21 protein-coding genes are annotated in these 23,885 nt (G+C 65.2%); 17 read left to right on the forward strand and 4 right to left on the reverse strand.

The features are described 5' to 3' along the window. Positions 1–3 precede the first annotated feature (3 nt). Together HV793_RS23105 and HV793_RS23110 are read right to left on the reverse strand one after the other, a co-directional pair. Positions 4–984: a Bug family tripartite tricarboxylate transporter substrate binding protein gene (locus HV793_RS23105; protein WP_175213991.1), complete on the reverse strand. Its 981-nt coding sequence runs from the start codon at positions 982–984 to the stop codon at positions 4–6. After that, entirely contained in the window at positions 981–1,757 is a 777-nt protein-coding gene (locus HV793_RS23110) for an IclR family transcriptional regulator (RefSeq protein ID WP_054450911.1), read from the reverse strand. Before HV793_RS23110 ends, HV793_RS23105 begins: the two co-directional genes overlap by 4 nt. 67 nt (positions 1,758–1,824) lie before the next feature. Here HV793_RS23110 and HV793_RS23115 point away from each other — a divergent pair, with 67 nt between their 5' ends. Continuing rightward, on the forward strand, positions 1,825–2,874 hold the full coding sequence (locus tag HV793_RS23115) for a cyclase family protein (protein WP_175213992.1): 1,050 nt from the start codon (positions 1,825–1,827) through the stop codon (positions 2,872–2,874). A gap of 42 nt (positions 2,875–2,916) precedes the next feature. On the opposite strand, the gene mltB is transcribed toward HV793_RS23115, so the two are convergent. Further along, positions 2,917–4,071 carry a lytic murein transglycosylase B gene (gene mltB / locus HV793_RS23120; RefSeq protein WP_119450899.1) on the reverse strand — a complete coding sequence of 385 codons (1,155 nt, stop codon included), beginning with the start codon at positions 4,069–4,071 and terminating at the stop codon, positions 2,917–2,919. Positions 4,072–4,081: 10 nt separating this feature from the next. Between mltB and HV793_RS23125 the strand changes: the two genes are divergently transcribed. The 6 genes from HV793_RS23125 (at position 4,082) to aspT (HV793_RS23150) (ending at position 12,310) form a co-directional block, all read left to right on the forward strand. Continuing rightward, positions 4,082–5,005 carry a histone deacetylase family protein gene (locus HV793_RS23125; protein ID WP_082400679.1) on the forward strand — a complete coding sequence of 308 codons (924 nt, stop codon included), beginning with the start codon at positions 4,082–4,084 and terminating at the stop codon, positions 5,003–5,005. 71 nt (positions 5,006–5,076) lie between these two features. Then, complete coding sequence (locus HV793_RS23130) at positions 5,077–5,826, forward strand: electron transfer flavoprotein subunit beta/FixA family protein (protein ID WP_013392406.1); 750 nt, start codon at positions 5,077–5,079, stop codon at positions 5,824–5,826. Positions 5,827–5,828: 2 nt separating this feature from the next. Further along, the gene (locus HV793_RS23135) at positions 5,829–6,758 is read left to right on the forward strand and encodes an electron transfer flavoprotein subunit alpha/FixB family protein (RefSeq protein ID WP_054450918.1); all 930 of its coding nucleotides are present in this window, start codon (positions 5,829–5,831) and stop codon (positions 6,756–6,758) included. A gap of 197 nt (positions 6,759–6,955) precedes the next feature. Next, entirely contained in the window at positions 6,956–8,647 is a 1,692-nt protein-coding gene (aspT, locus tag HV793_RS23140; RefSeq protein ID WP_119450898.1) for an aspartate-alanine antiporter, read from the forward strand. A gap of 104 nt (positions 8,648–8,751) precedes the next feature. Beyond that, positions 8,752–10,572, forward strand: coding sequence for a bifunctional aspartate transaminase/aspartate 4-decarboxylase (locus HV793_RS23145; RefSeq protein ID WP_119450897.1), 1,821 nt, complete (start codon positions 8,752–8,754; stop codon positions 10,570–10,572). Between the two features lie 37 nt (positions 10,573–10,609). Then, positions 10,610–12,310: an aspartate-alanine antiporter gene (aspT, locus tag HV793_RS23150; RefSeq protein WP_175213993.1), complete on the forward strand. Its 1,701-nt coding sequence runs from the start codon at positions 10,610–10,612 to the stop codon at positions 12,308–12,310. Here aspT (HV793_RS23150) and HV793_RS23155 read toward each other — a convergent pair. Beyond that, the gene (locus HV793_RS23155) at positions 12,307–13,242 is read right to left on the reverse strand and encodes a LysR substrate-binding domain-containing protein (RefSeq protein WP_175213994.1); all 936 of its coding nucleotides are present in this window, start codon (positions 13,240–13,242) and stop codon (positions 12,307–12,309) included. The two genes, aspT (HV793_RS23150) and HV793_RS23155, sit on opposite strands and share 4 nt — an antisense overlap. 95 nt (positions 13,243–13,337) lie before the next feature. Between HV793_RS23155 and HV793_RS23160 the strand changes: the two genes are divergently transcribed. The 10 genes from HV793_RS23160 (at position 13,338) to HV793_RS23205 (ending at position 23,854) form a co-directional block, all read left to right on the forward strand. Further along, complete coding sequence (locus tag HV793_RS23160) at positions 13,338–14,543, forward strand: CaiB/BaiF CoA transferase family protein (RefSeq protein WP_054450927.1); 1,206 nt, start codon at positions 13,338–13,340, stop codon at positions 14,541–14,543. Continuing rightward, positions 14,540–15,307, forward strand: coding sequence for an enoyl-CoA hydratase/isomerase family protein (locus HV793_RS23165; protein WP_175213995.1), 768 nt, complete (start codon positions 14,540–14,542; stop codon positions 15,305–15,307). The genes HV793_RS23160 and HV793_RS23165 overlap by 4 nt, the downstream gene beginning before the upstream one ends. Positions 15,308–15,372: 65 nt before the next feature. Then, entirely contained in the window at positions 15,373–16,347 is a 975-nt protein-coding gene (locus tag HV793_RS23170) for a tripartite tricarboxylate transporter substrate-binding protein (RefSeq protein WP_054450932.1), read from the forward strand. A 10-nt stretch (positions 16,348–16,357) separates the two neighbouring features. Then, entirely contained in the window at positions 16,358–18,184 is a 1,827-nt protein-coding gene (locus HV793_RS23175) for an acyl-CoA dehydrogenase (RefSeq protein WP_175213996.1), read from the forward strand. A 148-nt stretch (positions 18,185–18,332) separates the two neighbouring features. After that, complete coding sequence (locus HV793_RS23180; protein WP_042792543.1) at positions 18,333–18,974, forward strand: peroxiredoxin; 642 nt, start codon at positions 18,333–18,335, stop codon at positions 18,972–18,974. A 271-nt stretch (positions 18,975–19,245) separates the two neighbouring features. Next, a complete protein-coding gene (locus tag HV793_RS23185; protein WP_225589316.1) occupies positions 19,246–20,226 on the forward strand; it encodes a sulfate ABC transporter substrate-binding protein in 981 nt (326 codons plus the stop codon). A gap of 24 nt (positions 20,227–20,250) precedes the next feature. After that, positions 20,251–21,141, forward strand: a complete 891-nt coding sequence (gene cysT, locus HV793_RS23190) for a sulfate ABC transporter permease subunit CysT (RefSeq protein WP_054450938.1) — start codon at positions 20,251–20,253, stop codon at positions 21,139–21,141. Further along, positions 21,138–22,037, forward strand: coding sequence for a sulfate ABC transporter permease subunit CysW (gene cysW / locus HV793_RS23195; RefSeq protein WP_054450940.1), 900 nt, complete (start codon positions 21,138–21,140; stop codon positions 22,035–22,037). The genes cysT and cysW overlap by 4 nt, the downstream gene beginning before the upstream one ends. Positions 22,038–22,049: 12 nt before the next feature. Further along, on the forward strand, positions 22,050–23,114 hold the full coding sequence (locus HV793_RS23200) for a sulfate/molybdate ABC transporter ATP-binding protein (RefSeq protein ID WP_054450941.1): 1,065 nt from the start codon (positions 22,050–22,052) through the stop codon (positions 23,112–23,114). Next, entirely contained in the window at positions 23,111–23,854 is a 744-nt protein-coding gene (locus tag HV793_RS23205; protein WP_175181970.1) for a phosphoadenylyl-sulfate reductase, read from the forward strand. The genes HV793_RS23200 and HV793_RS23205 overlap by 4 nt, the downstream gene beginning before the upstream one ends. The last annotated feature ends 31 nt before the right edge of the window (positions 23,855–23,885 follow it).

Raw genomic sequence — 23,885 nt, forward strand, 5'->3', positions numbered from 1 at the left:
CGCTTATTCGGGCTGGATGCCGGCGTCCTGCATCACCTTGATCCAACGCTCGCTCTCCGCCAGGTTGAAGGCTTCGGCTTCCTGGTAGCTCATGGTGCTGGGCAGCGTGCCTTGCGACTTCAGCGCTTCAACCACCTTGGGCGATTGCGAGGCTTCGATCATGACCTTGTTCAGCTTGGCGATGATGGGCTGCGGCGTGTCTTTGGGCGCCCACATGCCGTACCAGGTGACGATGTCGAAGCCGGGCAGGACGCTTTCCGCGATGGTCGGCACGTCGGGCAGTTCGGCCAGGCGGGTCTTGGTCGTCACGGCGATCGGGCGGATCTTGCCGCTCTGGATCAGCGGGAGAGCCGGCGCCAGCGGCGCGTACATCAGGTCCACGTGGCCGCCCGCGACGTCGGTCAGGGCCGGGCTGCTGCCGCGGTAGCCGACATGGGTGATCTTGGCCTTGGTGGAGGTATTGATCAGTTCGCCCGCCAGGTGCGGCAAGGTGGCCACGCCGGGGGATGCGAAGGTCAGCGAACCGGGCTGGGCCTGGCCCTGCTTGATCAGTTCGCCGAAGGTCTTGAACTTCGAGTTGGGCGGGACGACGGCCACCATCGGCACCGTACCCAGCACGCCCACCATCTTGAAGTCCTTGATCGGGTCAAAGCTCAGATCCTTGAATTGGGCCGGATAGATGCCCTGCACCGACGGGTTCATCAGCAAGGTGTAGCCATCCGCCGGCGCCTTGGCGACCTGGGCCGTGCCGATGGTGCCGCTGGCCCCCGCGCGGGTTTCGATCACCAGCGGCTGACCCAGGATCTCGCCCATCTGGACCGCGATCAGGCGGCCGACCACGTCTGTCGGTCCTCCTGCCGCCCAAGGCATGATCACGCGGATGGGCTTGTCCGGATAGTCCGCCTGCGCGTAGGCGGTTGCTGCCGGCACGGCCGCCGTGGCGATCGCCGAGCAGGCCGCGGCGAGGAAGGTGCGTTTGTTCATCTACTGTCTACTCCTACAAAGGTGAGATTGGCCGAGGGCAGCGCTGCTTGCAGCATCGCCTTGACCTCGGCCAGCTGTTTCCCCGTGGTGGCTTCGTTCTTCAGCATCCGGCTCAGCGGGCCGGCCACCACGATGGCAAAGGGTTGTTCGTATGCGCGGAATCCGAGCGAAATGGACATCACGTCCTCGACGTTCTCGCCCACCGAGCGCTGCCAGCCGCGCGCCATGCCCGCCTCCAGGTCGCGGTCGAAGGCTTCCCGGCTGGTGAGCGTGCTGTCCGTGTAGGCGGCAAAGCCGCTGTAGGCCTTGAACCACTTCTGCCGTTCTTCCTGCGACAGCACCGATAGCAGCGCCTTGCCGGAGCTGGTGGCGTGCACCGCCTTGAAGCCGCCCGGCTGATGCGAGAAGCGGATGGTCTGCTTGGACTCGGCGACGATCAGGTACACGACCTTGTCGTCGGCCAGCTTGGCCAGCAACGCCGTCTCGCCCGTCAGGTCCCGCACCCGGGCCAGCACCGGCTCGATCACCGCGTTCAGCGGGTCGCTATGGCAGATCAGGGTGGCCACGTGTATCAGTTTCTGGGTCGGGTAATAGCCGTGCTTCTTGCCGATTTCGTAGAGATAGCCGCGCGCCACCATGGTCTTCAGCAGCCCATGGCAGCTCGACAGCGGAATCCCCATCTGGGCAGCGATCTCGCTGTACAGCAGGGGCTTCTGCTCCTCGGCAAAGAGGTTCAGCACATCCAGCACTCGGCCAGCAGTTTTCACATCCATGATTTTAGTATCCTATACGTGATAAATTTATGTCAAACAGCATTCAATCGACCAGGAGTTGCAACGCATGAGATGGAAGAACCGCCCTGAGGGATCGAACTGGGGAGATTTCGGGCCTGACGACCAGCGAGGTTGCCTGAATTACATCACCCCCGCGAACGTGCTGAGCGGCATGCGGGAAGTGCGCGAAGGCCTGAGCTTCTGCCTGTCGCTGCCGCTGGATTATCCGGGCGGCAACGGCGTGAACGTGCGGCGCCATCCGCCCAAGCTGCGGCCCACCGAGAGGGACGGCGACCAGTACCTGAATTTCCCGCTGGGACGCCTGCGTCCCGGCTGCGTCGACGTGCTCAGCGACGACATCGTCGAAATGAGCTTGCAGTATTCGACGCAATGGGATTCGCTGGCCCACGTGGGCGCGCTGTTCGACGCCAATGGCGACGGCCTGCCCGAGCGCGTCTACTACAACGGCTACCGGCCCAACGAGCACGTGGTGGGTCCGGTGGACTACGACGTGGACGATGGCTATGCCAAGACCGATCTGGGCCAGGGGCCGGCCTCCAACGCCAAGAAGCTGGACATCACCCAGCTGGCCGAATCGTGCCTGCAGACGCGCGGCGTGATGGTCGATCTGGCGCGCCACTACGGACGGGAGCAGAAGTCGGTCGGCTATGACGAGCTGATGCGCATCCTGGACGCGGACCGGATCGAGATCGAGCAGGGCGATATCGTGCTGTTCCATACGGAATTCGGCGACGCCCTGCTGGAAAAGAACCGCGAGCCGGATCCCCATACGCTGCACGAGATCTGCGCCGGCCTGGACGGCAGCGACGAGAAGCTGCTGCAGTGGATCACCGACTCGAAGGTGGCGGCCATGGCCTCGGACAACCACGCCTTGGAAATCTATCCCACGCAGAAGCCCAATGCCTGCTGCGCGGCGCTGCCTCTGCACCACCACTGCATTTTCAAGCTCGGCCTGCCGATCGGCGAGATGTGGTACCTGGGGGCGCTGGCGCGCTGGCTGACGGCCAACGGCCGCAGCCGCTTCCTGCTGACGGCGCCGCCGCTGAACCTGCCTGGCGCCGTGGGTTCGCCCGTGACGCCGGTTGCGACGGTGTAAAGCGCAGGACCGCGGCGCCTGGCGCCGCGGGTCCTGGGGGCTTCAGCGGCCCACGCGCGCTTCGATCTCGCTTGCCAGATCCGCTACCGAGGTCGCGTAGAAGTAGCTGCGGTTGTACTTGGTGAGCGCGAAGAAGTTGGGCGTGCCGACGCGATATTGCGCCGTGCCTCGGGCCTCCTCGACCAGGTCGACCACGCCCAGCGGCTGGCTGCCCCAGCCCGAGGCCGATGCGCCTGGCTGCAGGCGGGCGCCGGCGGCGGTGAGCGTGCCCCAGCTTTGCTTGGGTTCCAGTCCGCCGTCGACGAGCGCGGTGGGATCGGCAGGCAGCACCACGGGTGCGAACACCGGCAGGCCGCGCTGCCAGCCGTGCTGCGACAGGAAGCTGCCCACGGACATGATGGCGTCGCGGGTGTTGTTGCTCAGGTCGATATGGCCGTTGTCGTCGCCGTCCACCGCGTAATGCATGACGCTGGTGGGCATGAACTGGGGCATGCCGATGGCGCCGGCGTACGAGCCGCGGGTTTCCAGGTCCAGCTTGTCTTTCATGACCAGGGTCAGGAAGTCGGCAAGCTGGCCGCGGAACATGGTGGCGCGTTCGGGCTTGGCGGGGTCCGGGTAGTCGAAGGCCAGCGTCGTCAGCGCATCCAGCACGCGGAAATTGCCCATATTGCGGCCGTACAGCGTTTCCACGCCGATGATCGAGGCAATCACCGGCGCCGGAACGCCGAAGCGCTGCGCCGCCTGGTTGAGCAGGTCGCGGTTCTCGTTGTAGAACTCCACGCCCCAGCCGATGCGCTTGGGTTCGACGAAGCGCGAGCGGTAGGTCAGCCAGCTGCGCCAGATCTTCTTGCCCGGGGGCGACGGCGCGATCAGGCGCGCGACGGTGGCGTTGTAGCGCGAACCGGCCAGCGCGGCGACCATGGGGTCCAGCGGCAGTTGGCGCTCGGTGGCCAGGTTTTCCACGAAAGTGCGGACTTCAGGCCGCAACGTGCCATTGGCGGCCAGCGCGGCGGGGGCGTCGTCCGCCAGTTCGGATCCAGGTGTCGGCGCGCTGGGTCCGATGCGGATGGGGGCCGGGGTTGATTCGGCGGCCGGCTGGCCGGCGACGGTGTTGGGTGCAGAGGGGGCGGTGGTGGAGCAGCCCGCCAGCAGGGCGGAGAGCGTTCCGAGTTGCAGTAATCGCCGACAGATGAACATAATCTTCCTTATGGAGACCATGTATCTTACCCACCCGGCATGCCGCCTGCATGAAATGGGCAGTTGGCATCCCGAAAGCCCCCAGAGGCTGGACGCCATTTCAGACCAGTTGCTTGCCAGCGGCTTGATGCCTTACCTGGACGACCGCCAGGCGCCGCAGGCATCCCGCCATGACATATTGCGGGTGCACACTGTCCAGTATCTGAACAGTTTGCGTGAACATACGCCGGAGCAAGGGTATTTCCCTATCGATCCGGATACGCTGATGAATCCCCATACCTACGAAGCCGCCCTGTACGCGGCCGGGGCAGGGGTGGCCGCGGTGGATGCGGTGATGGGCGGAGAGGCCCGCACGGCCTTCTGCGCGGTGAGGCCCCCGGGGCATCACGCCTGCCGTTCCCAGGCCATGGGATTCTGCTTTCTGAACAACGTCGCTATTGCGGCGCAGCATGCGCTGGACTTCCACGGCCTCTCGCGCGTGGCCATCGTCGATTTCGACGTGCACCACGGCAACGGCACCGAAGACATCTTCGCCGGCAACGACCGGGTGCTGATGTGCAGCTTCTTCCAGCATCCGTTCTTTCCCAATAGCGGCGCCGAGAGTCCCGCTTCGAACATGCTGAACGTGCCCGTGGCCGCGTACACCGGCGGGGCGGCGGTCAGGACCATCGTCACCGATACCTGGCTGCCGGCGCTGGAAGCGCACCGGCCCGAACTGATCCTGGTATCGGCCGGTTTCGACGCGCATCGCGAGGACGACATGGGCCAGATGGGCCTGGTCGAGGCGGATTACGCCTGGATAACAGAACAGCTCGTGGAGGTGGCCGAGCGCCACTGTCAGGGGCGCATCGTCAGCACGCTGGAAGGCGGTTACAACTTGTCCGCCTTGGGCCGCAGCGTGGTCGCCCATATACGAGCGCTGGCGAAGCTGTAGAATCGAGAAAAAATTGTGCAATGCGATCCCGGCGCATGCCGGGTAATTATTTTCCATTTGGAGGCAGCGGGATGAAGGTTTTGGTACCTGTCAAACGCGTCGTTGACTACAACGTCAAGGTGCGCGTCAAGTCTGATCAAACCGGCGTGGATATCGCCAATGTGAAGATGTCCATGAACCCCTTTGACGAGATCGCCGTCGAGGAAGCGACCCGCCTGAAGGAGAAGGGTGCTGTCGCCGAGGTCGTGGCGGTTTCTTGCGGCGTTGCGCAATGCCAGGAAACGCTGCGCACTGCCATGGCCATCGGCGCCGACCGCGGCGTGCTGGTCCAGACCGATGCCGAACTCCAGCCGCTGGCCGTGGCCAAGCTGTTGAAGGCGCTGGTCGACAAGGAACAGCCGCAGCTGGTGATCCTGGGCAAGCAAGCCATCGACGACGATGCAAACCAGACCGGCCAGATGCTGGCCGCGCTGCTGGACTGGCCGCAAGCCACGTTCGCCAGCAAGGTCGAGCTGGCCGATGGCAAGGTCACGGTCACGCGCGAAGTCGACGGCGGCCTGGAAACGCTGACGTTGAAGCTGCCCGCCATCGTCACCACCGACCTGCGCCTGAACGAGCCGCGCTACGTCACGCTGCCCAACATCATGAAGGCCAAGAAGAAGCAGCTGGACACCGTCACGCCTGAAGAGCTGGGTGTGGACGCCGCGCCGCGCCTGAAGACGCTGAAGGTCAGCGAGCCGCCCGCCCGCAAGGCCGGCATCAAGGTGGCCGATGTCGCGGCCCTGGTGGACAAACTCAAGAACGAAGCGAAGGTGGTCTGAACATGACGACGCTGGTTATTGCCGAACACGATAACGCCCAGCTCAAGGGCGCAACCCTGAACGCCGTCGCCGCCGCCGCCAAGATCGGAGGCGACGTGCACGTGCTGGTCGCCGGCGCCAACGCGCGCGCCGTGGCCGACCAGGCCGCCGCCGCCGCCGGCGTGGCCAAGGTCCTGCTGGCCGACGCGCCGCAACTGGCCGACGGCCTGGCCGAGAACGTCGCCGCCCAGGTGCTGGCCGTGGCCTCGGGCTACAGCCACATCCTGTTCCCCGCGACCGCCTCGGGCAAGAACGTGGCACCCCGCGTGGCTGCCAAGCTGGACGTGGCGCAGATCTCCGACATCATCGGCGTGGAATCGGCCGACACCTTCCAACGCCCGATCTACGCCGGCAACGCCATTGCCACGGTGCAGTCGGCCGATGCCGTCAAGGTCATCACCGTGCGCACCACCGGCTTTGACGCCGTGGCCGCGCAGGGCGGTTCGGGTGCGGTGGAAGAAGTTGCCGCCGTGGCCGATTCGGGCCTGTCCACCTTCGTGGGCCGTGAAGTCGCCAAGAGCGACCGTCCGGAACTGGCTGGCGCGCGCGTTGTCGTCTCCGGCGGCCGCGGCCTTGGCAGCGCCGAAAACTTCAAGATCCTGGATCCGCTGGCCGACAAGCTGGGCGCAGCGCTCGGCGCCTCGCGCGCCGCGGTCGACGCCGGCTACGCGCCTAACGACTGGCAAGTCGGTCAGACCGGCAAGATCGTTGCCCCGCAACTGTACGTCGCGGTTGGTATCTCGGGCGCCATTCAGCATCTGGCCGGCATGAAGGATTCGAAGGTCATCGTGGCCATCAACAAGGATCCGGAAGCGCCGATCTTCGGCGTGGCCGATTATGGCCTGGTGGGCGATCTGTTCCAGGTCGTGCCCGAACTGACCGGCGCGCTGTAAGCCACAACGCGCAGCCGTATCGAAGGCCCGCCAGCTTCGCGCTGGCGGGCTTTTTTATTATTTTGACGCGAGGACTACACATCTTGTGATTTCAGTATTCCAAATCTTTTGATTTCTCGAAAGATTCTGATAATGTGTTCCGCGCGCAGCTAGATTCGCGCAAGTGCTTGGCCTGTACAGAACGAAGGAGATTCGGGATGGAATGGTTCTTTGACACTCTGCGAAAATATCCGGAACTTGCGATATTCCTTACCCTCGGTCTCGGGTACTGGATAGGCGCCAAGAAACTCTTCGGATTCAATCTGGGAGCCGTGACTGGCACGCTGCTGGTCGGCGTGCTGGTGGGACAGCTCAATATCACGATCGCTCCCGTCCTCAAGCAGGTCTTCTTCCTGCTCTTCCTCTTCGGTCTGGGTTACGGCGTCGGACCGCAGTTCTTCCGAGGGATGAAAAGCGACGGCCTTCCGCAGGTCATCTTTGCCGTCATTATTTGCGTGATCTGCCTGTTGGTGACATGGGCGACAGCCGTAGGCTTTGGCTTCGATGCCGGCACCGGCGCAGGCCTGCTGTCAGGGGCCCAAACCATTTCCGCGGTCATGGGCGTGGCGACGGACACCATCAACGGCTTGGGCATAGACGCAGCAACCAAAAAGAAATGGATTGACAGCATTCCCGTCGCGTACGCGGTCTGCTACATCTTCGGCACGGTTGGAAGCGCCTGGATCCTGGCATCCCTGGGCCCGAAGCTGATGCGCGTGGACATCGTCAAAGAATGCCAGGAATACGAAGCCAAGATGTCGGGGGGCGCCGACTCGATGGAGTTGTCGGGCTACCGCAAGTTCATCGCGCGCGCCTACAAGCTGGACCGCGAGGAATTCGCCGGCAAGACGGTGGGAGAGCTGGAGTCCCGCTTCGTCGAGGCCCGGGTGTTCGTGGAGCGCATCCGGCGCGGCGACCAGATCATCGACAGCGATGCCAAGACGGTGCTGCAGCAAGGCGACGTGCTGGGCGTGACCGGCAGGCATGATGCGTTGGTTACGCAGGCCGCCGGCATCATCGGCACCGAAGTCGAGGACCGCGACCTGATCAACATGCCCGCCGAGGTCGTCGAAGTCGTCTTGACCAACAAGAACATCGCCGGCAAGACCATCAAGGAAATCGCCGACAGCGAAGCGGGCCGCGAACTGGGACGCGGCGTGTTCCTGCGCAAAGTCGTGCGCGGCGGCCACGACATGCCGATCAACTGGGGCTTGAAGCTTGACCGCGGCGACCGCCTGTATGTGCTGGGCGCCAAGCGCGACGTAGAACGCGTGGTCGGCCGGCTGGGCTACGTGGATCGCGCCACCAGCCAGACCGACATGGTCTTCGTCGGCTTCGGCATTCTGCTGGGCGGCCTGTTCGGCTCTCTGGTGCTGACCGTGGGCGGCGTTCCCGTCACCTTGTCGACCTCCGGCGGCGCGCTGATTTCCGGCCTGATCTTCGGCTATCTGCGTTCGGTGCATCCGACCTTCGGCCGTGTGCCGGAACCGGTGCACTGGTTCCTGACATCGGTGGGGCTGACGACGTTCGTCGCGGTCGTGGGTATATCGTCAGGGCCGGGATTCGTGCTGGGCTTCCAGCAATTGGGCGCCAAGCTCTTCATCGCGGGCATCATCGCCACCAGCGTTCCGATGATCGTGGGCGTATACATTGCGCGGTATGTATTCAAGTTCCATCCCGCCATTGCGTTGGGAGTCTGCGCCGGAGCCCGGACCACCACCGCGGCCATCGGCCAGATAACTGAAACGGCGAAGAGCCAGGTGCCTGCCCTGGGCTACACGGTTCCTTACGCCATCGGCAATACCCTGCTCATCATCTGGGGGATTGTCATCGTCATGCTCATGTCCTAGCAGAACGCCCCGCCAGCCCCGCGCTTGCGGGGCGTTTTGCAAGCGCGCCGGCGCGGCCGGCGACGCTCAGCGCCTGTCACCATGCAAACCAGGAGTACTGAACAATGGCTTCCACCGCGCCTCTTACCGTCAGCCTGGCTTCGGCCTTGAAAACCACCCGTTCGCGCCAACGCGACCTGGAGCAGCTTTCTCCGTTTGAACTCAAGGACTACCTGATCACGCTGGCCAAGGACAACCAGCACACCGCCGCCATCACCATGCTGAACGCGGGCCGCGGCAACCCTAACTGGATCGCCACCGAACCGCGCGACGCCTTCTTCCTGATGGGCCAGTTCGCGATGAAGGAAGCGCGCCGCGTGCGCGACGAATCCATCCTGGCGGGCATGCCGGCCAAGAAGGGCTGCGCCGACCGGATGCGCAAGTTCCTGGCCAAGCACAAAGGCATGGACGGCTACGATTTCCTCGTCGGCGTGCTGGAGTACGGCGTCAAGGTCAAGGGCTTCGACCCCGACGCGTGGGTCCATGAACTGACGGACAGCATCATCGGCGACAACTATCCCGTGCCGCCGCGCGCGCTGGTCCATCTTGAACAGATCGTGCACGATTACCTGATCAAGGAAATGTGCGACGGCCGTCCGCCCAAGGGCAAGTTCGACCTGTTCCCGGTCGAAGGCGGCACGGCGGCCATGTGCTACATCTTCGATTCGCTGATGCAGAACGGCCTGCTCAAGCAGGGCGATACCATCGCGCTGTTCCTGCCGACCTTCACGCCCTATATCGAGATCTCGCATCTGGAGCGCTTCCAGTTCAAGATCGTGCCGATCAACGCCAGCAGCCTGCGGGCCGACGGCACCCATGATTGGCACTACCCGGCGTCCGAAATCGCCAAGCTCGAGAATCCCAAGATCAAGCTGGCGGTCACGGTCAACCCCAGCAACCCGCCGTCGGTGGCGTTCAGCCCGGTCGAGATGAAGCAGATCGTGCGCCTGATCCGCAAGAATCCGGACCTGGTGCTGGTGACGGACGATGTCTATGGCACCTTCGTGCCGAACTTCCGCTCGCTGATGGCGGAAGTGCCGCACAACACCATCTGCGTGTACTCGTTCTCGAAGAACTTCGGCTGCACGGGATGGCGCCTGGGCGTGATTGCGACCCATGAAAAGAACACCATGGACCGCCGCATCGCCGAATTGCCTGCATCCTGGAAACAGCGCCTGAACAAGCGCTATGGCGCCATGACGATGGAGCCCGAAAAGCTCAAGTTCATCGACCGGCTGGTGGCCGACAGCCGCAACGTCGCGCTGAACCACACCGCGGGCCTGTCCTTGCCGCAGCAGGTGCAGATGGGATTCTTCGCGCTGTCGCACCTGATGGACCTGAAGGACTCCTACAAGCACCTGACGATGAAGATCGTGCGCGCGCGCCGCGATGCCTTGTGGCGCGGCCTGGGCATACCCATGCCGCCCGAAGATCCGATGCGCGCCTGGTACTACGTCGAGCTGGATTTCATGGTCTGGGCCAAGATCACGTACGGCGATGCGTTCTGCAAGTACATGATGGCCAACTACGAGCCGGTCGACTTCCTGTTCCGCCTGGCCGAGAAATCCGGCGTGGTGCTGATGGACGGCGGCGGCTTCGGCGGTCCGCCGTGGTCGATCCGCGTGTCGCTGGCGAACCTGGACGACGGCGACTACGCCAAGATCGGCAAGCATATGGTCGAAGCCGCCACCGAGTACGTCGAGGCGTGGAAGGCCGGCGAACTGGTGCGTTCGGGCCCGACGGCCGGCAAGGGCCAGACCACGAAGGCGCCCGCGGCCAAGCGCAAGGCGGGCAAGACCGCGGCAGCCAAGAAAGCGGTCAAGAAGGCAGTGAAGAAGGCCGACACGGCGGCGAAGTCCGCCAAGAAGGCCGTGGCGCGCAAGTAGGCGGGCCGGGCAGCAACCTCCAGGGCGACATGACGACATGACTTGTACGGTCGGGTTTTTCAATAGCGTTCCCATCGCAGTGCTGTTTGTGACGGTGGGCTTGGGATACCTGATCGGCAAGCTGAAAGTCGGACCGATCCAGCTAGGCGGCGTGTGCGGAACACTCATCGTCGCCCTGCTGATCGGCCAGACGGGTTGTCAGATGCGCGGCGACCTCAAGGAAGTCGCCTTCGCCCTGTTCATATTCGCGATGGGGTACTCGGGCGGGCCGCAGTTCTTTGCCAACCTGAACCGCTCCAGCTTGCGCTACATCGCGCTGCCTATCATCGAAGCATTGCTGGTGCTGACCATCGTGCTGGCCGCGGTGCCGTTGTTCGGCCTGGACGCTGGGACGGCGGCGGGCCTCGCGGCCGGCGCGGCCACCGAATCGGCCGTGGTAGGCACGGCGGCAGAGGCGCTCAAGCATCTGGGCCTGGCGGATGCCGAGGTCCAGCGCATGGAAGCCAACATCGCCACGGCCTACACGCTGACCTATCTGGTTGGCCTGATCAGCATCGTGTTCTTCACCAGCCAGGTAGCGCCAGCCCTGTTGCGCATGAATCTGCGCGAGGCTTCCAAGGCATTGGAGGAAAAGCTCGGCGTGGCGGCCGGAGAGGGCGAGGACGCGAACATGCCCACCTTGCCGCGGCTGGTGGGACGCTCGCACGTGGTCAAGGACGCGGATGGCAAAAGCGTGGCTGAAGTGGAAGCCGCGCTGGGCGGACGCACCGTCATCAGCCGCATCCTGCGCAATGGCGAGGCGGTGGACGCCACGCCCGGCGACATGCTGGCCACGGGCGACATCGTGGTGGTGCTGGGCTTGCGGCGCTTCGCGCTGCGCGCGGGTTCCGTCATCGGACCCGAAATCCAGCTGCCGGAGGCGCATGCCGACGACTTGCAGCTGAGCGAGCTGGCCGTCATCGTCAACAAGAAGGCCGTCAATGGCCATACCGTCGGCGAACTGGCGAAGCGGCCCAACGCCCAACGCGCACGTGGCGTGTTTCTGCAGTCCATCGTGCGCTCGGGCCATTCCTTGCCGATCACGCCAGCCACCGTGGTGCAGTACGGCGACCTGGTTACGCTGGTCGGCGCCGAGCCCGAACTCTCCCAGGCCGGCGCGGCGCTGGGCAACGAGCTGCGGCGCAGCGGCGTGACCGACCTGGTGTTCCTGGCGTTCGGCATCCTGGCCGGCTTGTTGATCGGCAGCCTGAGCGCGCGGATGTGGGGCATCCCCGTGTCGCTGGGCAGTGGCGGGGGCGCGCTGGTCAGCGGTCTGGTCTGCGGCTGGATCAACGCCAAGCGGCCCTCGATAGGCCACATGCCGGACCATGCCGTGCAGTTGCTGAAGGATCTGGGCCTGGCTGTGTTCGTGGCCTGTGTGGGCTTGTCGGCGGGGCCGGAAGCCATCGCGCTGATCCGCGAGCATGGCGCGGTATTGCCGCTCATCGGCCTGCTGGTGTCGCTGGGGCCTGCCTGCCTGTCGCTGTGGGTGGGACACAAGATCCTGAAGATCGAAGGTCCCTTGCTTGTCGGCGCCATCGCTGGCCAGCATGTCAGCACGCCGGCCATCAGCGCCATCCTGACCTCCAGCGGCAGTTCCGTGCCGCTACTGGGCTACACGGTGACCTACGCCATCGCCAACGTGCTGCTGCCAGTGCTGGGGCCGATCATCGTGTCGCTGGCGCATCATCTGGCTTAGCGCGGGGTCTGCTTCAGCAGCGCGCATCCCTGCCACGCCTGATCGTCGATCAGGCGTTTTATTTCGTCCTTGCACAAGGCCATGATCTGGCTCACCGCCGGCGTGGGGGGCAGGCTCTCGCTGGCGCATAGCACCAGTTCGCGCGACAGCGTGTCGTCCAGGGCATGCGCCACGATCGACCCTTCCGCGATTTCGGGCTGCGCGGCCGAGCAGGGCAGGATCGTGGCGGCCATGCCGCTGCGCACCGCGGGGACGAGGATGGCCGAGGTGCTGGCTTCGGCAAACAGATTGCAGGTCAGGCCGGCGGTCAGGAAGGCATGGTCCAGGCGTGCGCGCAGCGTGTTGGGCAGGCTGGGCAGAACCAGGGGCAAGGCGGCGAAGTCCGCGATGGCCAGCGTGCGGCGCGGCAGCGCGACGCTGGCGTGAGCCAGCAGGAACAGGCTCTCGCGCAGCAGTGGCGTGCGCAGCAGTCCCTGCATGGGTTGCTGGTCCGGCGACAAGGAAAAATCGATGCGTCCCTGCAGCACCAGCTTGGTCAGGTCCGCGCTGGGCACATCGACGATTTCCAACACCACCGAAGGCAGTTCCGCCTTGGCCCGGCGCATCAGCGGCAACGCCAGCATGCGCGCGGTGCTGGAGGCCAGTCCTATCGACACCGTGCCGGTGACCTGGTCCCCGGTCTTGGACAGCAGGCTGCGAGTGCTGTCGACCTGACGCAGGATGGTTTGCGCGTGCCGGTACAGCAACAGGCCTTCCGCGGTGGGCTGGGCGCCTTTGACCCCGCGCACCAGCAGTGCGACGCCCAGGCTTTCCTCCAGCAGCGCCATCTGCTGACTCAGCGCGGGTTGCGCCACATGCAGACTTTCGGCGGCCCGGGTCATGTTGCGCATTTCAACCACCCGGACGAAGTACTTGAGCTGACGCAGATTCATTGGATAAGAAAATCTTATGAATGGATCGGAAAACAGTATTTTCGGGACCTGTGAAGCGCTGCCTAGAATGGGCTTCGCATCACGGGAGGACGAACATGAGTCTGCCATTGGCAGGGCTGAAAGTGCTGGATCTGACTCGGGCCCTTTCCGGGCCTTTCTGCACAATGATTCTGGGAGACCTGGGCGCCGAGGTCGTCAAGGTGGAACCCATGCCCGCCGGCGAGATGGCGCGGCAGTGGGGCCCCTTCGATGACGACATAAGTGTTTATTATCTTAGTGCCAATCGCAGCAAGCAAGGCATAGGCGTGGACTTCCGCAAGCCGGAAGGGATCGCGCTGCTGCGCAAGATGGCCCTGGCTTCCGACATCGTGGTCGAGAACTTCAAGGTCGGAACGATGGAGGCGATGGGCCTGGGATACGAGGCGTTGGCGCAAGAGCATCCGGGCCTGATCATGGCGTCGATTTCCGGCTTTGGCAGCAAGGGGCCGGCACGGGACTGGGCCGGATTCGATCAGGTCGCGCAGGGCTATTCGGGCTTCATGAGCCTGACCGGCACGCCGGAATCGGGGCCGATGCGGGTGGGCGTAGCCGTGGGCGACTTGAGCGCCGGCATGTGGCTGACGATAGGAATACTGTCCGCCGTCGCGCAGCGCGCCTCGACTGGTCGCGGGCAGCATGTGGAAACCTCGCTGCTGGCGGGCCTCATGGCGTTGCTCAGCGTGCAGGGCCAGCGCTACCTCAGCAAGGGGGAGATCCCGGAACCCTGCGGCAACGTGCATCCGGTCATCGCGCCCTACGGCACATTCGAGACCGCGGATGGGCCGCTCAACCTGGCGCCCGCGACCCAGGCGATGTGGGTCAGGCTTTGCGGCATTCTCGGACTCTCCCATCTGGTGTCCGACGAGCGGTTCCTGACGAACGCCGAGCGCATGCAGCACCGCTATGCGTTGAAGCAGGAGCTGGAGGCGGGGCTCAAGCGCAAGACGCGCATGGAATGGACCGCGCTGATGATCGAGGGCGGCATTCCCGCAGGGCCCATCAATACCCTGGAGGATGTGTTCGCCGACGCGCAGGTGCAGGCTTGCGGACTGGTCCGCTCGTTGACGCATCCGGTGTTGGGCGAATTGCGGCAGGTGGACCTGCCCCTGGGTCTGAGCGGCGCGCAGGCGCCGAGCCGCCGCGCTCCGCCCGTGTTCGGCCAGCACACGCGCGAGGTATTCGCCCGTTACGGGATGGCAGATGCCGAGATCGACCGGCTGCTGGCCGAGGGCGTGGCGCATCAGGCGGAGACGTGCACATGACGGGTTCCGCCGATACGCCCAGCCTTGCCGTCGACGGCCACGTGGCGACCATCCGGCTGCGCAGGCCCGGCCATGCCAACCGGCTCGGGCCGCAGGACCTGGCGGTCCTCAGAGAGCATCTGGACAGGGTCAACGCGGACGACGCCGTGCGGGTGCTGCGCTTTCAATCCGACGGCAAGTATTTTTGCAGCGGGTATGACATTTCGTCCCTGGCGTCCGACAGCGCGCCCAGCTCTCTTTATTTTGGCCAGACCATGGACCTGATCGAGGCGGCGCGGCCAGTGACCATCGCGGCGGTGCAGGGCGGGGCCTATGGCGGCGGCACGGACCTGTGCCTGGCTTGCGATTTCCGCATCGGCACGCCGCAGTCCGACATGTTCATGCCGGCCACGCGCCTGGGCCTGCACTTCTACGCGGGCGGCATGTCGCGCTATGTGACGCGCCTGGGCCTGGACCAGGCCAAGCGCCTGTTCCTGACGGCGGAAAAAATCCAGGCCGACGAAATGCTGCGCATCGGATTCCTGACGGAGCTGGTACCGCAAGAAATGCTATCGGCCCGGCTGGACGCCTTGAGCGCGCAGATTGCGGCAATGGCTCCGATTCCGCTGTTCGGTGTGAAAGCGCACCTGAACCGCATCGCGCGGGGCGAGCTCGATCTGGCCGCAATCGAGCAGGCGGTGCTGCGTTCCGAGCAGTCCCGCGACCTGGCCGAGGGCGCGCGGGCGTGGAAGGAGAAGCGCGCGCCGGATTTCACCGGCCGCTGACGCGGCCGGCGCATGACCAGAGAGCCGCGCCACAAGCGGCTCCGATTCCATCAAAGGAGACCCTGATGAAACCTGCTATTGCCGTCCATGGCGCCTTGCTTGCCGCCATCGCCTTGTCCGCGATGTCCGGCGCCGCGCATGCCGCCGATCCTTATCCCTCCAAACCCCTGACCTTGGTGATCGGGTTCCCGCCCGGCGGCGGGGCGGATCAAGTGGGGCGGGTCTATGCGAATGCGCTGGCCAGGCAATTGAAGCAGCCGGTGGTCGTGGAAAACCGCCCTGGCGCCGGTTCCACGATCGGCGCCAGCCTGGCCGCGCGCGCCGCCGCCGACGGCTACACGCTGTACCTGGGGAATTCCAGCGTCATGGGCAGCGACAGCGCCTTGTACAAGGTGGATTACACGCCGGACAACTTCGTGCCCGTGGCCCAGCTCACGACCGGCCCCATGGTCCTGATCGCGAACGCAAAGCTGGGGCTGAAAAGCGTGCAGGACCTGATAGACCGGGCCAGGAGCAAGCCGGGGTCCATCAATGTCGCCTCGTCCGGCAACGGCGTCATCACGCATCTGGCCGCGGTCGAGTTCATGACGCTTGCCAACGTGAAGCTGATGCACATTCCCTTCAAGGGGGGCGCCGCGGCGGCGCAGTCCGTGGCGGCGGGCGACACAGATATCTCGTTCGCCACGGCGCCTTCGGCCAAGTCGGTGATCGATACGGGCAAGGTGGTGGCCCTGGCGGTCACGTCTGGCCAGCCCTCGCGCCTGTTGCCCTATCCGACCATCGCGCAGACCGTGCCCGGCTATGACGTGTCCAACTGGTGGGGAATCTTTGCTCCCAAGGGCACGCCGCCGCAGGTGCTGGACACGCTGTTCAAGGCCAGCAACGATGTGCTGGCGCTGGCCGATGTGCAGCAGGGCATGGCGGCCGGATACGAGGAAGTGACGCCGTCCGCGTCCTTGGCCGCGTTCGGGGAGTATGCCCGCAAGGAAGGAAGCAAGGGTTTAAGATTGGCCAAAGAGAGTCAGGAAACGGCCAATTGATGGAGACCCCATGCCCTACGTAACCCCGCTGCAGGACTTCCGCTTCGCTTTGAAGGAGCTGGCAGGACTCGATGATGTCCTGAAACTGCCCGGCTTCGAAGAAGTCACGCCGGATCTGGTGGACGCCATCCTGGAAGAAAACGGCCGCTTCGTCGAGCAGGCCGTGGCACCGTTGAACGTGCCGGGCGATACGCAGCCGCCGGTCTGGAAGGATGGCCAGGTCACGACCACCCCGGGCTACGGGCAGGGCTTCAAGGATTACGCCGCGGGCGGCTGGCAGGGCTTGCAGCATCCGGTGGAGTGGGGCGGGCAGGGCCTGCCCAAGCTGGTCGCGGCGGCGCCGGGCGAGAACATCCAGGCGGCCAGCCTGGCATTTTCCCTGTGCCCCATGCTGACGGACGGCGTGATCGAAGCCTTGTTGACGGTCGGATCGGACGCGCAACGCAAGCAGTACGTGCCGCAGCTGATCGGCGGCAAGTGGACCGGCACGATGAACCTGACCGAACCGCAGGCCGGCTCGGACCTGGCGCAGGTCGCGACTCGTGCGGTGAAGCAGGACGACGGCAGCTACCGGCTGACGGGCCAGAAGATCTTCATCACCTATGGCGACCACGATCTGGCCGAGAACATCATCCATCTGGTGCTGGCGCGCACGCCGGACGCGCCGGCCGGCGTGAAGGGGATCTCGCTTTTCATCGTGCCCAAGTTCCTGGTGCAGGCCGACGGCAGCCTGGGCAAGCGCAACGACGTCTGGTGCGCGTCGCTGGAGCACAAGCTGGGCATCCACGGCAGTCCCACCGCCGTGCTCATGTACGGTTCGGGCAAGGGCGACGTGGGCGAAGGCGCCATCGGCTATCTGGTCGGCGAGCAGAACCGCGGCCTGGAATACATGTTCATCATGATGAATGCCGCCCGCTATTCGGTGGGGCAGCAGGGCATAGGCGTGTCCGAACGCGCCTATCAGCATGCCCTGGCCTATGCGCGCGAGCGCGTGCAGGGCCGCGCGGTCGAAGGGTCGGCCGGCCCCGTGGCCATCGTGCGCCATCCGGACGTGCAGCGCATGCTGATGACCATGAAGGCGCTGACCGAGGCGGCGCGCGCCGTGTCCTACGTGACGGCGGCCGCGCACGACAAGGGCACGCATCATCCGGATCCGGAGCAGCGCTCGCGCAACCGGGCCTTCTATGAGTACATGGTGCCCATCGTCAAAGGATTCTCCACCGAGACCGCGGTCGAGGTCGCATCGCTGGGCCTGCAGGTGCACGGCGGCATGGGCTATATCGAGGAAACCGGGGCCGCGCAGTATTACCGCGACGCGCGCATCCTGCCCATCTACGAAGGCACGACCGCGATCCAGGCCAATGACCTGGTCAGCCGCAAGACGCAGCGCGACGGCGGCGCCACCGCCCATGCCGCGATCGCGGCGATGCGCGAGACGCTGCGCGCAGTCGAGAACGAGGCGATGCGCGCGTCGGCGGACGATCGCGAAGGACTGCGCCTGCTGCGCGACAACCTGGACAGCGCCATCCAGGCCTACGAGGCCGGCGTGGCATTCATCCTGGAGCAGTCGCCGACCAATATCAGGGCGGTCTATTCCAGCAGCGTGCCCTATCTGATGCTGGCCGGTGTGGTGCACGGCGGCTGGCAGATGGCGCGGGCCGTGCTGGCCTGCCGCCGGCATCTGGCGGCAGGATCCACCGATCCGTTCTACGGGGCCAAGCTGGCGACCGGATTGTTCTACGGCGCCCACATCCTGCCGCGCGCGCTGGCCCTGTCCGCCGCAGTGCGGGCCGGGGTGGTGGCGGACGCCTGCGGCGCCAGCTTGAATATTGCATAAGGTTATATGACTTGCGTATTTCCCCGGCTACAGGTTTGATGGAAGAATCGTTTCACAGACGCTGACCTGCGCCATGAAACGCTTTTCCTGCGCTGCCCGCCGCGACGGGCGGCCAGCCCCCAACCTGCATCCGCACACTGGAGACACCATGAGTCATCTACGCCTGGGCGACACCGCCCCTGATTTCGAACAGGAATCTTCGGCAGGGCCGATCCGCTTCCATGAGTATCTGGGCAACAGCTGGGGTGTTCTTTTCTCGCACCCGGCCGATTTCACGCCCGTCTGCACCACTGAACTGGGCTACACCGCCAAGCTGGCCGACGAATTCGCCAAGCGTAACGTGAAGGTGCTGGCGCTGTCCGTGGACGGCACCGATTCGCACACCAAGTGGATCGAGGACATCAACGACACGCAGTCCACCAAGGTCAACTTCCCGATCCTGGCCGACAAGGACCGCAAGGTGTCCGAGCTTTACGACATGATCCATCCGAACGCCAACGCCACGCTGACCGTACGCTCGGTGTTCATCATCGACCCCAACAAGAAGGTGCGCCTGACCATCACGTATCCGGCCAGCACCGGCCGCAACTTCAACGAGATCCTGCGCGTCATCGACTCCCTGCAGCTGACCGACAGCCACAGCGTGGCCACGCCGGTGAACTGGGAAGACGGCGACGATGTGATCATTGTTCCGTCCTTGCAGGACGAGGCCGTGATCAAGCAGAAATTCCCGAAGGGCTACAAGGCCGTGCGTCCCTATCTGCGCATTACGCCTCAGCCGAATAAGTAAATTCGGAAATCGAAGGGGCGGGTCCCCGTTAGCAACCGCCGCCTGCCCCTTGGGGAGGCGGCGGTTTTTCATTGGGGCGCGCATGGGGCCAGGGCAAATTCCCATTGCTGGGACACCGGTCCTATATGCCTGCGAGCGATGAGCAACCAAATAATGATTCGTTCCGTTCAGAACGCCCAGCCAGCACACTTGCTCCCACATTGCCGAACACAGGGAGCATGGGATGTCTTTCAGGAAAGCCGGTTGGTTGGCCGCCTTGGCCGCAGTGACGATGTCGTTTGCCGCGATTGCGCCGGCGCAGGCACAGCAGAAGCAGACGCTCCTGAATGTCTCATATGACCCGACCCGCGAGCTGTATCGCGCCATCGATGATGCGTTCATCAAGCAATACAAGGACAAGGCCAACGTCGACCTGACCATCCGCCAATCGCACGGCGGTTCGGGCCGCCAGGCGCGCTCCGTCATCGACGGCCTGGAAGCCGACGTGGTGACGCTGGCGCTGGCTTATGACATCGACGCGGTTGCCGACCGTGGGCTGCTGCCTGCCGATTGGCAGGCCCGCCTGCCGCAGAACAGCTCGCCCTACACCTCCACCATCGTGTTCCTGGTGCGCAAGGGCAACCCCAAGCAGATCAAGGACTGGGACGACCTGGTCAAGGATGGCGTGCAGGTCATCACGCCCAATCCCAAGACCTCGGGCGGGGCGCGCTGGAATTACCTGGCCGCCTGGGCCTATGCGCTGGAGAAGAACGGCGGCAGCGAGGACAAGGCTCGCGCCTTCGTGGGCGACCTGCTCAAGCACGTGCCGGTGCTGGACACTGGCGCGCGCGGCGCCACCACCACCTTCGTGGAGCGCGGCGTGGGCGATGTGCTGCTGGCCTGGGAAAACGAGGCTTTCCTGGCGCTGGAAGAGCTGGGTCCGGACAAGTTCGACATCGTGGTGCCGTCGCTGTCCATCCTGGCCGAGCCGCCGGTGGCCGTGGTCGACAAGGTCGTGGATAAGAAGGGTACCCGCGCCGCGGCGCAGGCCTATCTGGAATTCCTCTACACGCCCGCCGCGCAGGAAATCATTGCCAAGAACTACTACCGGCCCATCGACAAGACCGTGGCCGCCAAGTACGAAAGCAAGTTTCCCAAGGTCAAGCTCGTGACCATCGACGACAAGATCTTCGGCGGGTGGCGCAAGGCGCAGAAGGACCACTTCAGCGACGGCGGCACCTTCGACCAGATCTACCTGCCGCAAAAGAAATAAGCATCTGACGATCGGACGACGGCCATGACGACAGCCTCGAACCCGGTGGCAAGCGGCGCGCAAGCGCCTTTTGCCTTTCGGCGCAACAGCCCGGGCGTGCTGCCCGGATTCGGCATCTCGATGGGCTACGCGGTGCTGTACCTCAGCATCCTCGTGCTCATTCCGCTGGCGGCCTTGCCGATCAAGAGCGCGGGCCTGGGCTGGCAAGGCTTCTGGGACGCGGTGACCGCGCCGCGGGTGCTGGCCTCGTACAAGCTGACCTTCGGCGCGTCGTTGATCGCGGCGCTGGTGAACCTGGTGTTCGGCACGGTGGTGGCCTGGGTGCTGGTGCGCTACCGCTTTCCGGGCAAGAAGATTCTGGATGCGCTGGTGGATCTGCCGTTCGCGCTGCCCACGGCGGTGGCGGGCATCGCGCTGACCTCGCTGTATTCGCAGAAGGGCTGGCTGGGCGGACCGCTGGCCGACTGGTTCGGCTGGAAGGTGGCATTTACGCCCTTGGGCATCGTGATCGCGTTGATCTTCATCGGCGTGCCGTTCGTGGTGCGCACGGTGCAGCCGGTGCTGGAAGACGTGGAGCGCGAAATCGAGGAGGCCGCGGCCAGCCTGGGCGCCAACCGCTGGCAGACCATACGCCGGGTGCTGCTGCCCATCATCATGCCCGCCTTGATGACGGGCTTCGCGCTGGCGTTTGCACGCGCGGTGGGCGAGTACGGCTCGGTGGTGTTCATTGCCGGCAACATGCCGATGGTGTCCGAGATCACGCCGCTACTGATCATCGCCAAGCTCGAGGAATTCGACTACGCGGGCGCTGCCGCCATTGCCACGGTGATGCTGGTGCTGTCCTTCGCGCTGTTGCTCGTCATCAATCTGCTGCAGGGCTGGCAGGCCCGCCGCAACCTCGGGAGGCTCGCATGAGCGCCGCGGACCGTCCCGCCCATCTGACCGAGCCGCGCTGGGTGCGCGGCGTGCTGCTCTTCATCGCGCTGGGATTCCTGGCGCTGTTCCTGCTGGTGCCGCTGGCAGCGGTATTCGCCGAAGCCTTCAAGAAGGGCTGGCAGCTGTACCTGGACGCCATCGTCGAGCCGGACGCGCTGTCCGCCATCCGACTGACGCTGCTGGTGGCGGCCATCGCGCTGCCGGTAAACCTGGTGTTCGGCGTGGCCGCGGCCTGGGCGATCACCAAGTTCCAGTTCCGCGGCAAGCAGTTCCTGATCACCCTGATCGACCTGCCGTTCTCGGTGTCGCCGGTGGTGGCCGGCCTGGTGTTCGTGCTGCTGTTCGGCACCCAGGGCTGGTTCGGCGGCTGGCTGCAGGAACATGACATCAAGATCGTCTACGCGGTGCCGGGCATCGTGCTGGCCTCGCTCTTCGTGACCTTTCCGTTCGTGGCGCGCGAGCTTATCCCCCTGATGCAGGCGCAGGGCAGCGAGGAAGAGCAGGCTGCGCTGACCCTGGGCGCCAACGGCTGGCAGATCTTCTGGCGCGTCACGCTGCCCAACATCAAGTGGGGGCTGCTGTACGGCGCCATCCTGTGCAACGCGCGGGCCATGGGCGAGTTTGGCGCGGTGTCGGTGGTGTCCGGGCAGATCCGCGGCCTGACCAACACCATGACCCTGCACGTCGAGATTCTCTACAACGAGTACCAGTATTCCGCGGCGTTCGCCGTGGCGTCGTTGCTGGCCCTGCTGGCGCTGGTGACGCTGGTGGCCAAGAACGTCGTCGAGTGGCGCAACGCGCGCTTTCAGCAGGCCGCCGACCTGCCGGTCGAGTATCCCGGCCAGCCGGCCGCCATCAAGCCGGCCCTGGCCTGACAGGAGACAAGCATGAGTATCGAAGTCCGCAATCTATCCAAGCGCTTCGGCCAGTTCCGCGCGCTCAACGACGTCTCGCTGCATATCGAGACGGGAGAGCTGGTCGCGCTGCTGGGCCCGTCGGGCTGCGGCAAGACCACGCTGCTGCGCATCATCGCGGGGCTGGAGTCGGCTGATTCCGGCAGCGTGCTGTTCGCGGGCGAAGACGCTACCGCGGTGGACGTGCGCCAGCGCCAGGTCGGTTTCGTGTTCCAGCACTACGCGCTGTTCAAGCACATGACGGTGTTCGAGAACGTGGCCTTCGGCCTGCGCGTCAAGCACCGCTCGCAGCGTCCTTCGGAGGACGTGATCCAGCGCAAGGTGCATGACCTGCTGGGCCTGGTGCAGCTGGACTGGCTGGCCGACCGCTATCCCGCGCAGCTCTCCGGCGGCCAGCGTCAGCGTATCGCGCTGGCGCGCGCGCTGGCGGTGGAGCCGCGGGTGCTGCTGCTGGACGAGCCCTTCGGCGCGCTGGACGCCAAGGTGCGCAAGGAATTGCGGCGCTGGCTGCGCCGCCTGCATGACGAGCTGAATGTGGCCAGCGTGTTCGTCACCCATGACCAGGAAGAAGCGCTGGAAGTGTCGGACCGGGTGGTGCTGATGAACTCGGGCCGCATCGAGCAAGTCGGCACGCCGCGCGAGGTCTGGGAAGCACCGGCCACGCCCTTCGTCTACGGCTTCCTGGGCGACGTCAACCAGTTGCAGGGCTTTGCCACGCGGGGCGTCTGGAACGGCGCCGGCCTGTCCTTGCCCGCGCCAGAGCTGGCGCAGGCCGAAGCGCAGCGCGCCACGGCCTACGTACGGCCGCACGAGTTCGAAGTCGAGCGCTACCGTGCCGGCGCTGACGGCATTCCGGTGCGCCTGGCACACGCCTTCCTTGCCGGGCCCAGCGCCTATCTGGAGCTGGCGAGCGAGGATTCCGACGCCATCATCGAAGCCGAGGTGCCCGAGTCCCTGTACCGGGAGTTGGGCCTGCGCGATGGCGAAATTCTGTTGGCGCGTCCGCGGCGGGCGCGCATTTTCGCGACGCAATCATGAGCACTACCGATCTTTTGCCTGAACTCGAGGCGGGCCTGGCCGCGCGCTGGCGCGAGCTGGGCGCACGCCTGGCCGACGTGCAGCAACGCTACCCGGACGCCGCGCTGGCGTCCTCGCTGGCGGCCGAGGACATGCTGCTGACGCACGCCATCTACAGCGCCGGCCTGGACCTGGAAGTCTTTACGCTGGACACGGGCCGGCTGCACGCCGAAACGCTGGGCGTACTGGACGCCGTGCGCGAACGCTACGGCCGCGAGGTCTCCGTGTACCGGCCGATAGCGGCCGCGGTCGAGCAGCACGTCGCCGAACACGGCGCCTATGCGTTCTATGAAAGCGTGGAGCTGCGCAAGGCCTGTTGCCAGATCCGCAAGGTCGAGCCGCTCAAGCGCGCGCTGGCCGGACGCGGCGCCTGGATCACCGGGCAGCGGCGCGCGCAATCCACCACCCGCGGCGAACTGCCGCTGGAAGAACACGACCAGACCTTCGGCCTCTACAAGTTCAATCCGCTGGCCGAATGGAGCGAAGAGGAAGTCTGGTCCGCCATCCGCGCGCTGGGCATCCCGTACAACCCGCTGCATGACCAAGGCTACCCGTCCATTGGTTGCGAACCCTGTACCCGCGCCATCCGTCCGGGCGAGGACCTCAGGGCAGGGCGCTGGTGGTGGGAGTCGTCGGACTCCAAGGAATGCGGCCTGCATGCGGGCAACCGGGTCATCGGCATCGCGGCGCGCGCCGACTGATGCGGCCCACGAATTCGAAATCTGTTTTAGG

The sequence above is a fragment of the Achromobacter aegrifaciens genome, assembly GCF_902859965.1.
GTDB lineage: Bacteria > Pseudomonadota > Gammaproteobacteria > Burkholderiales > Burkholderiaceae_B > Achromobacter > Achromobacter aegrifaciens.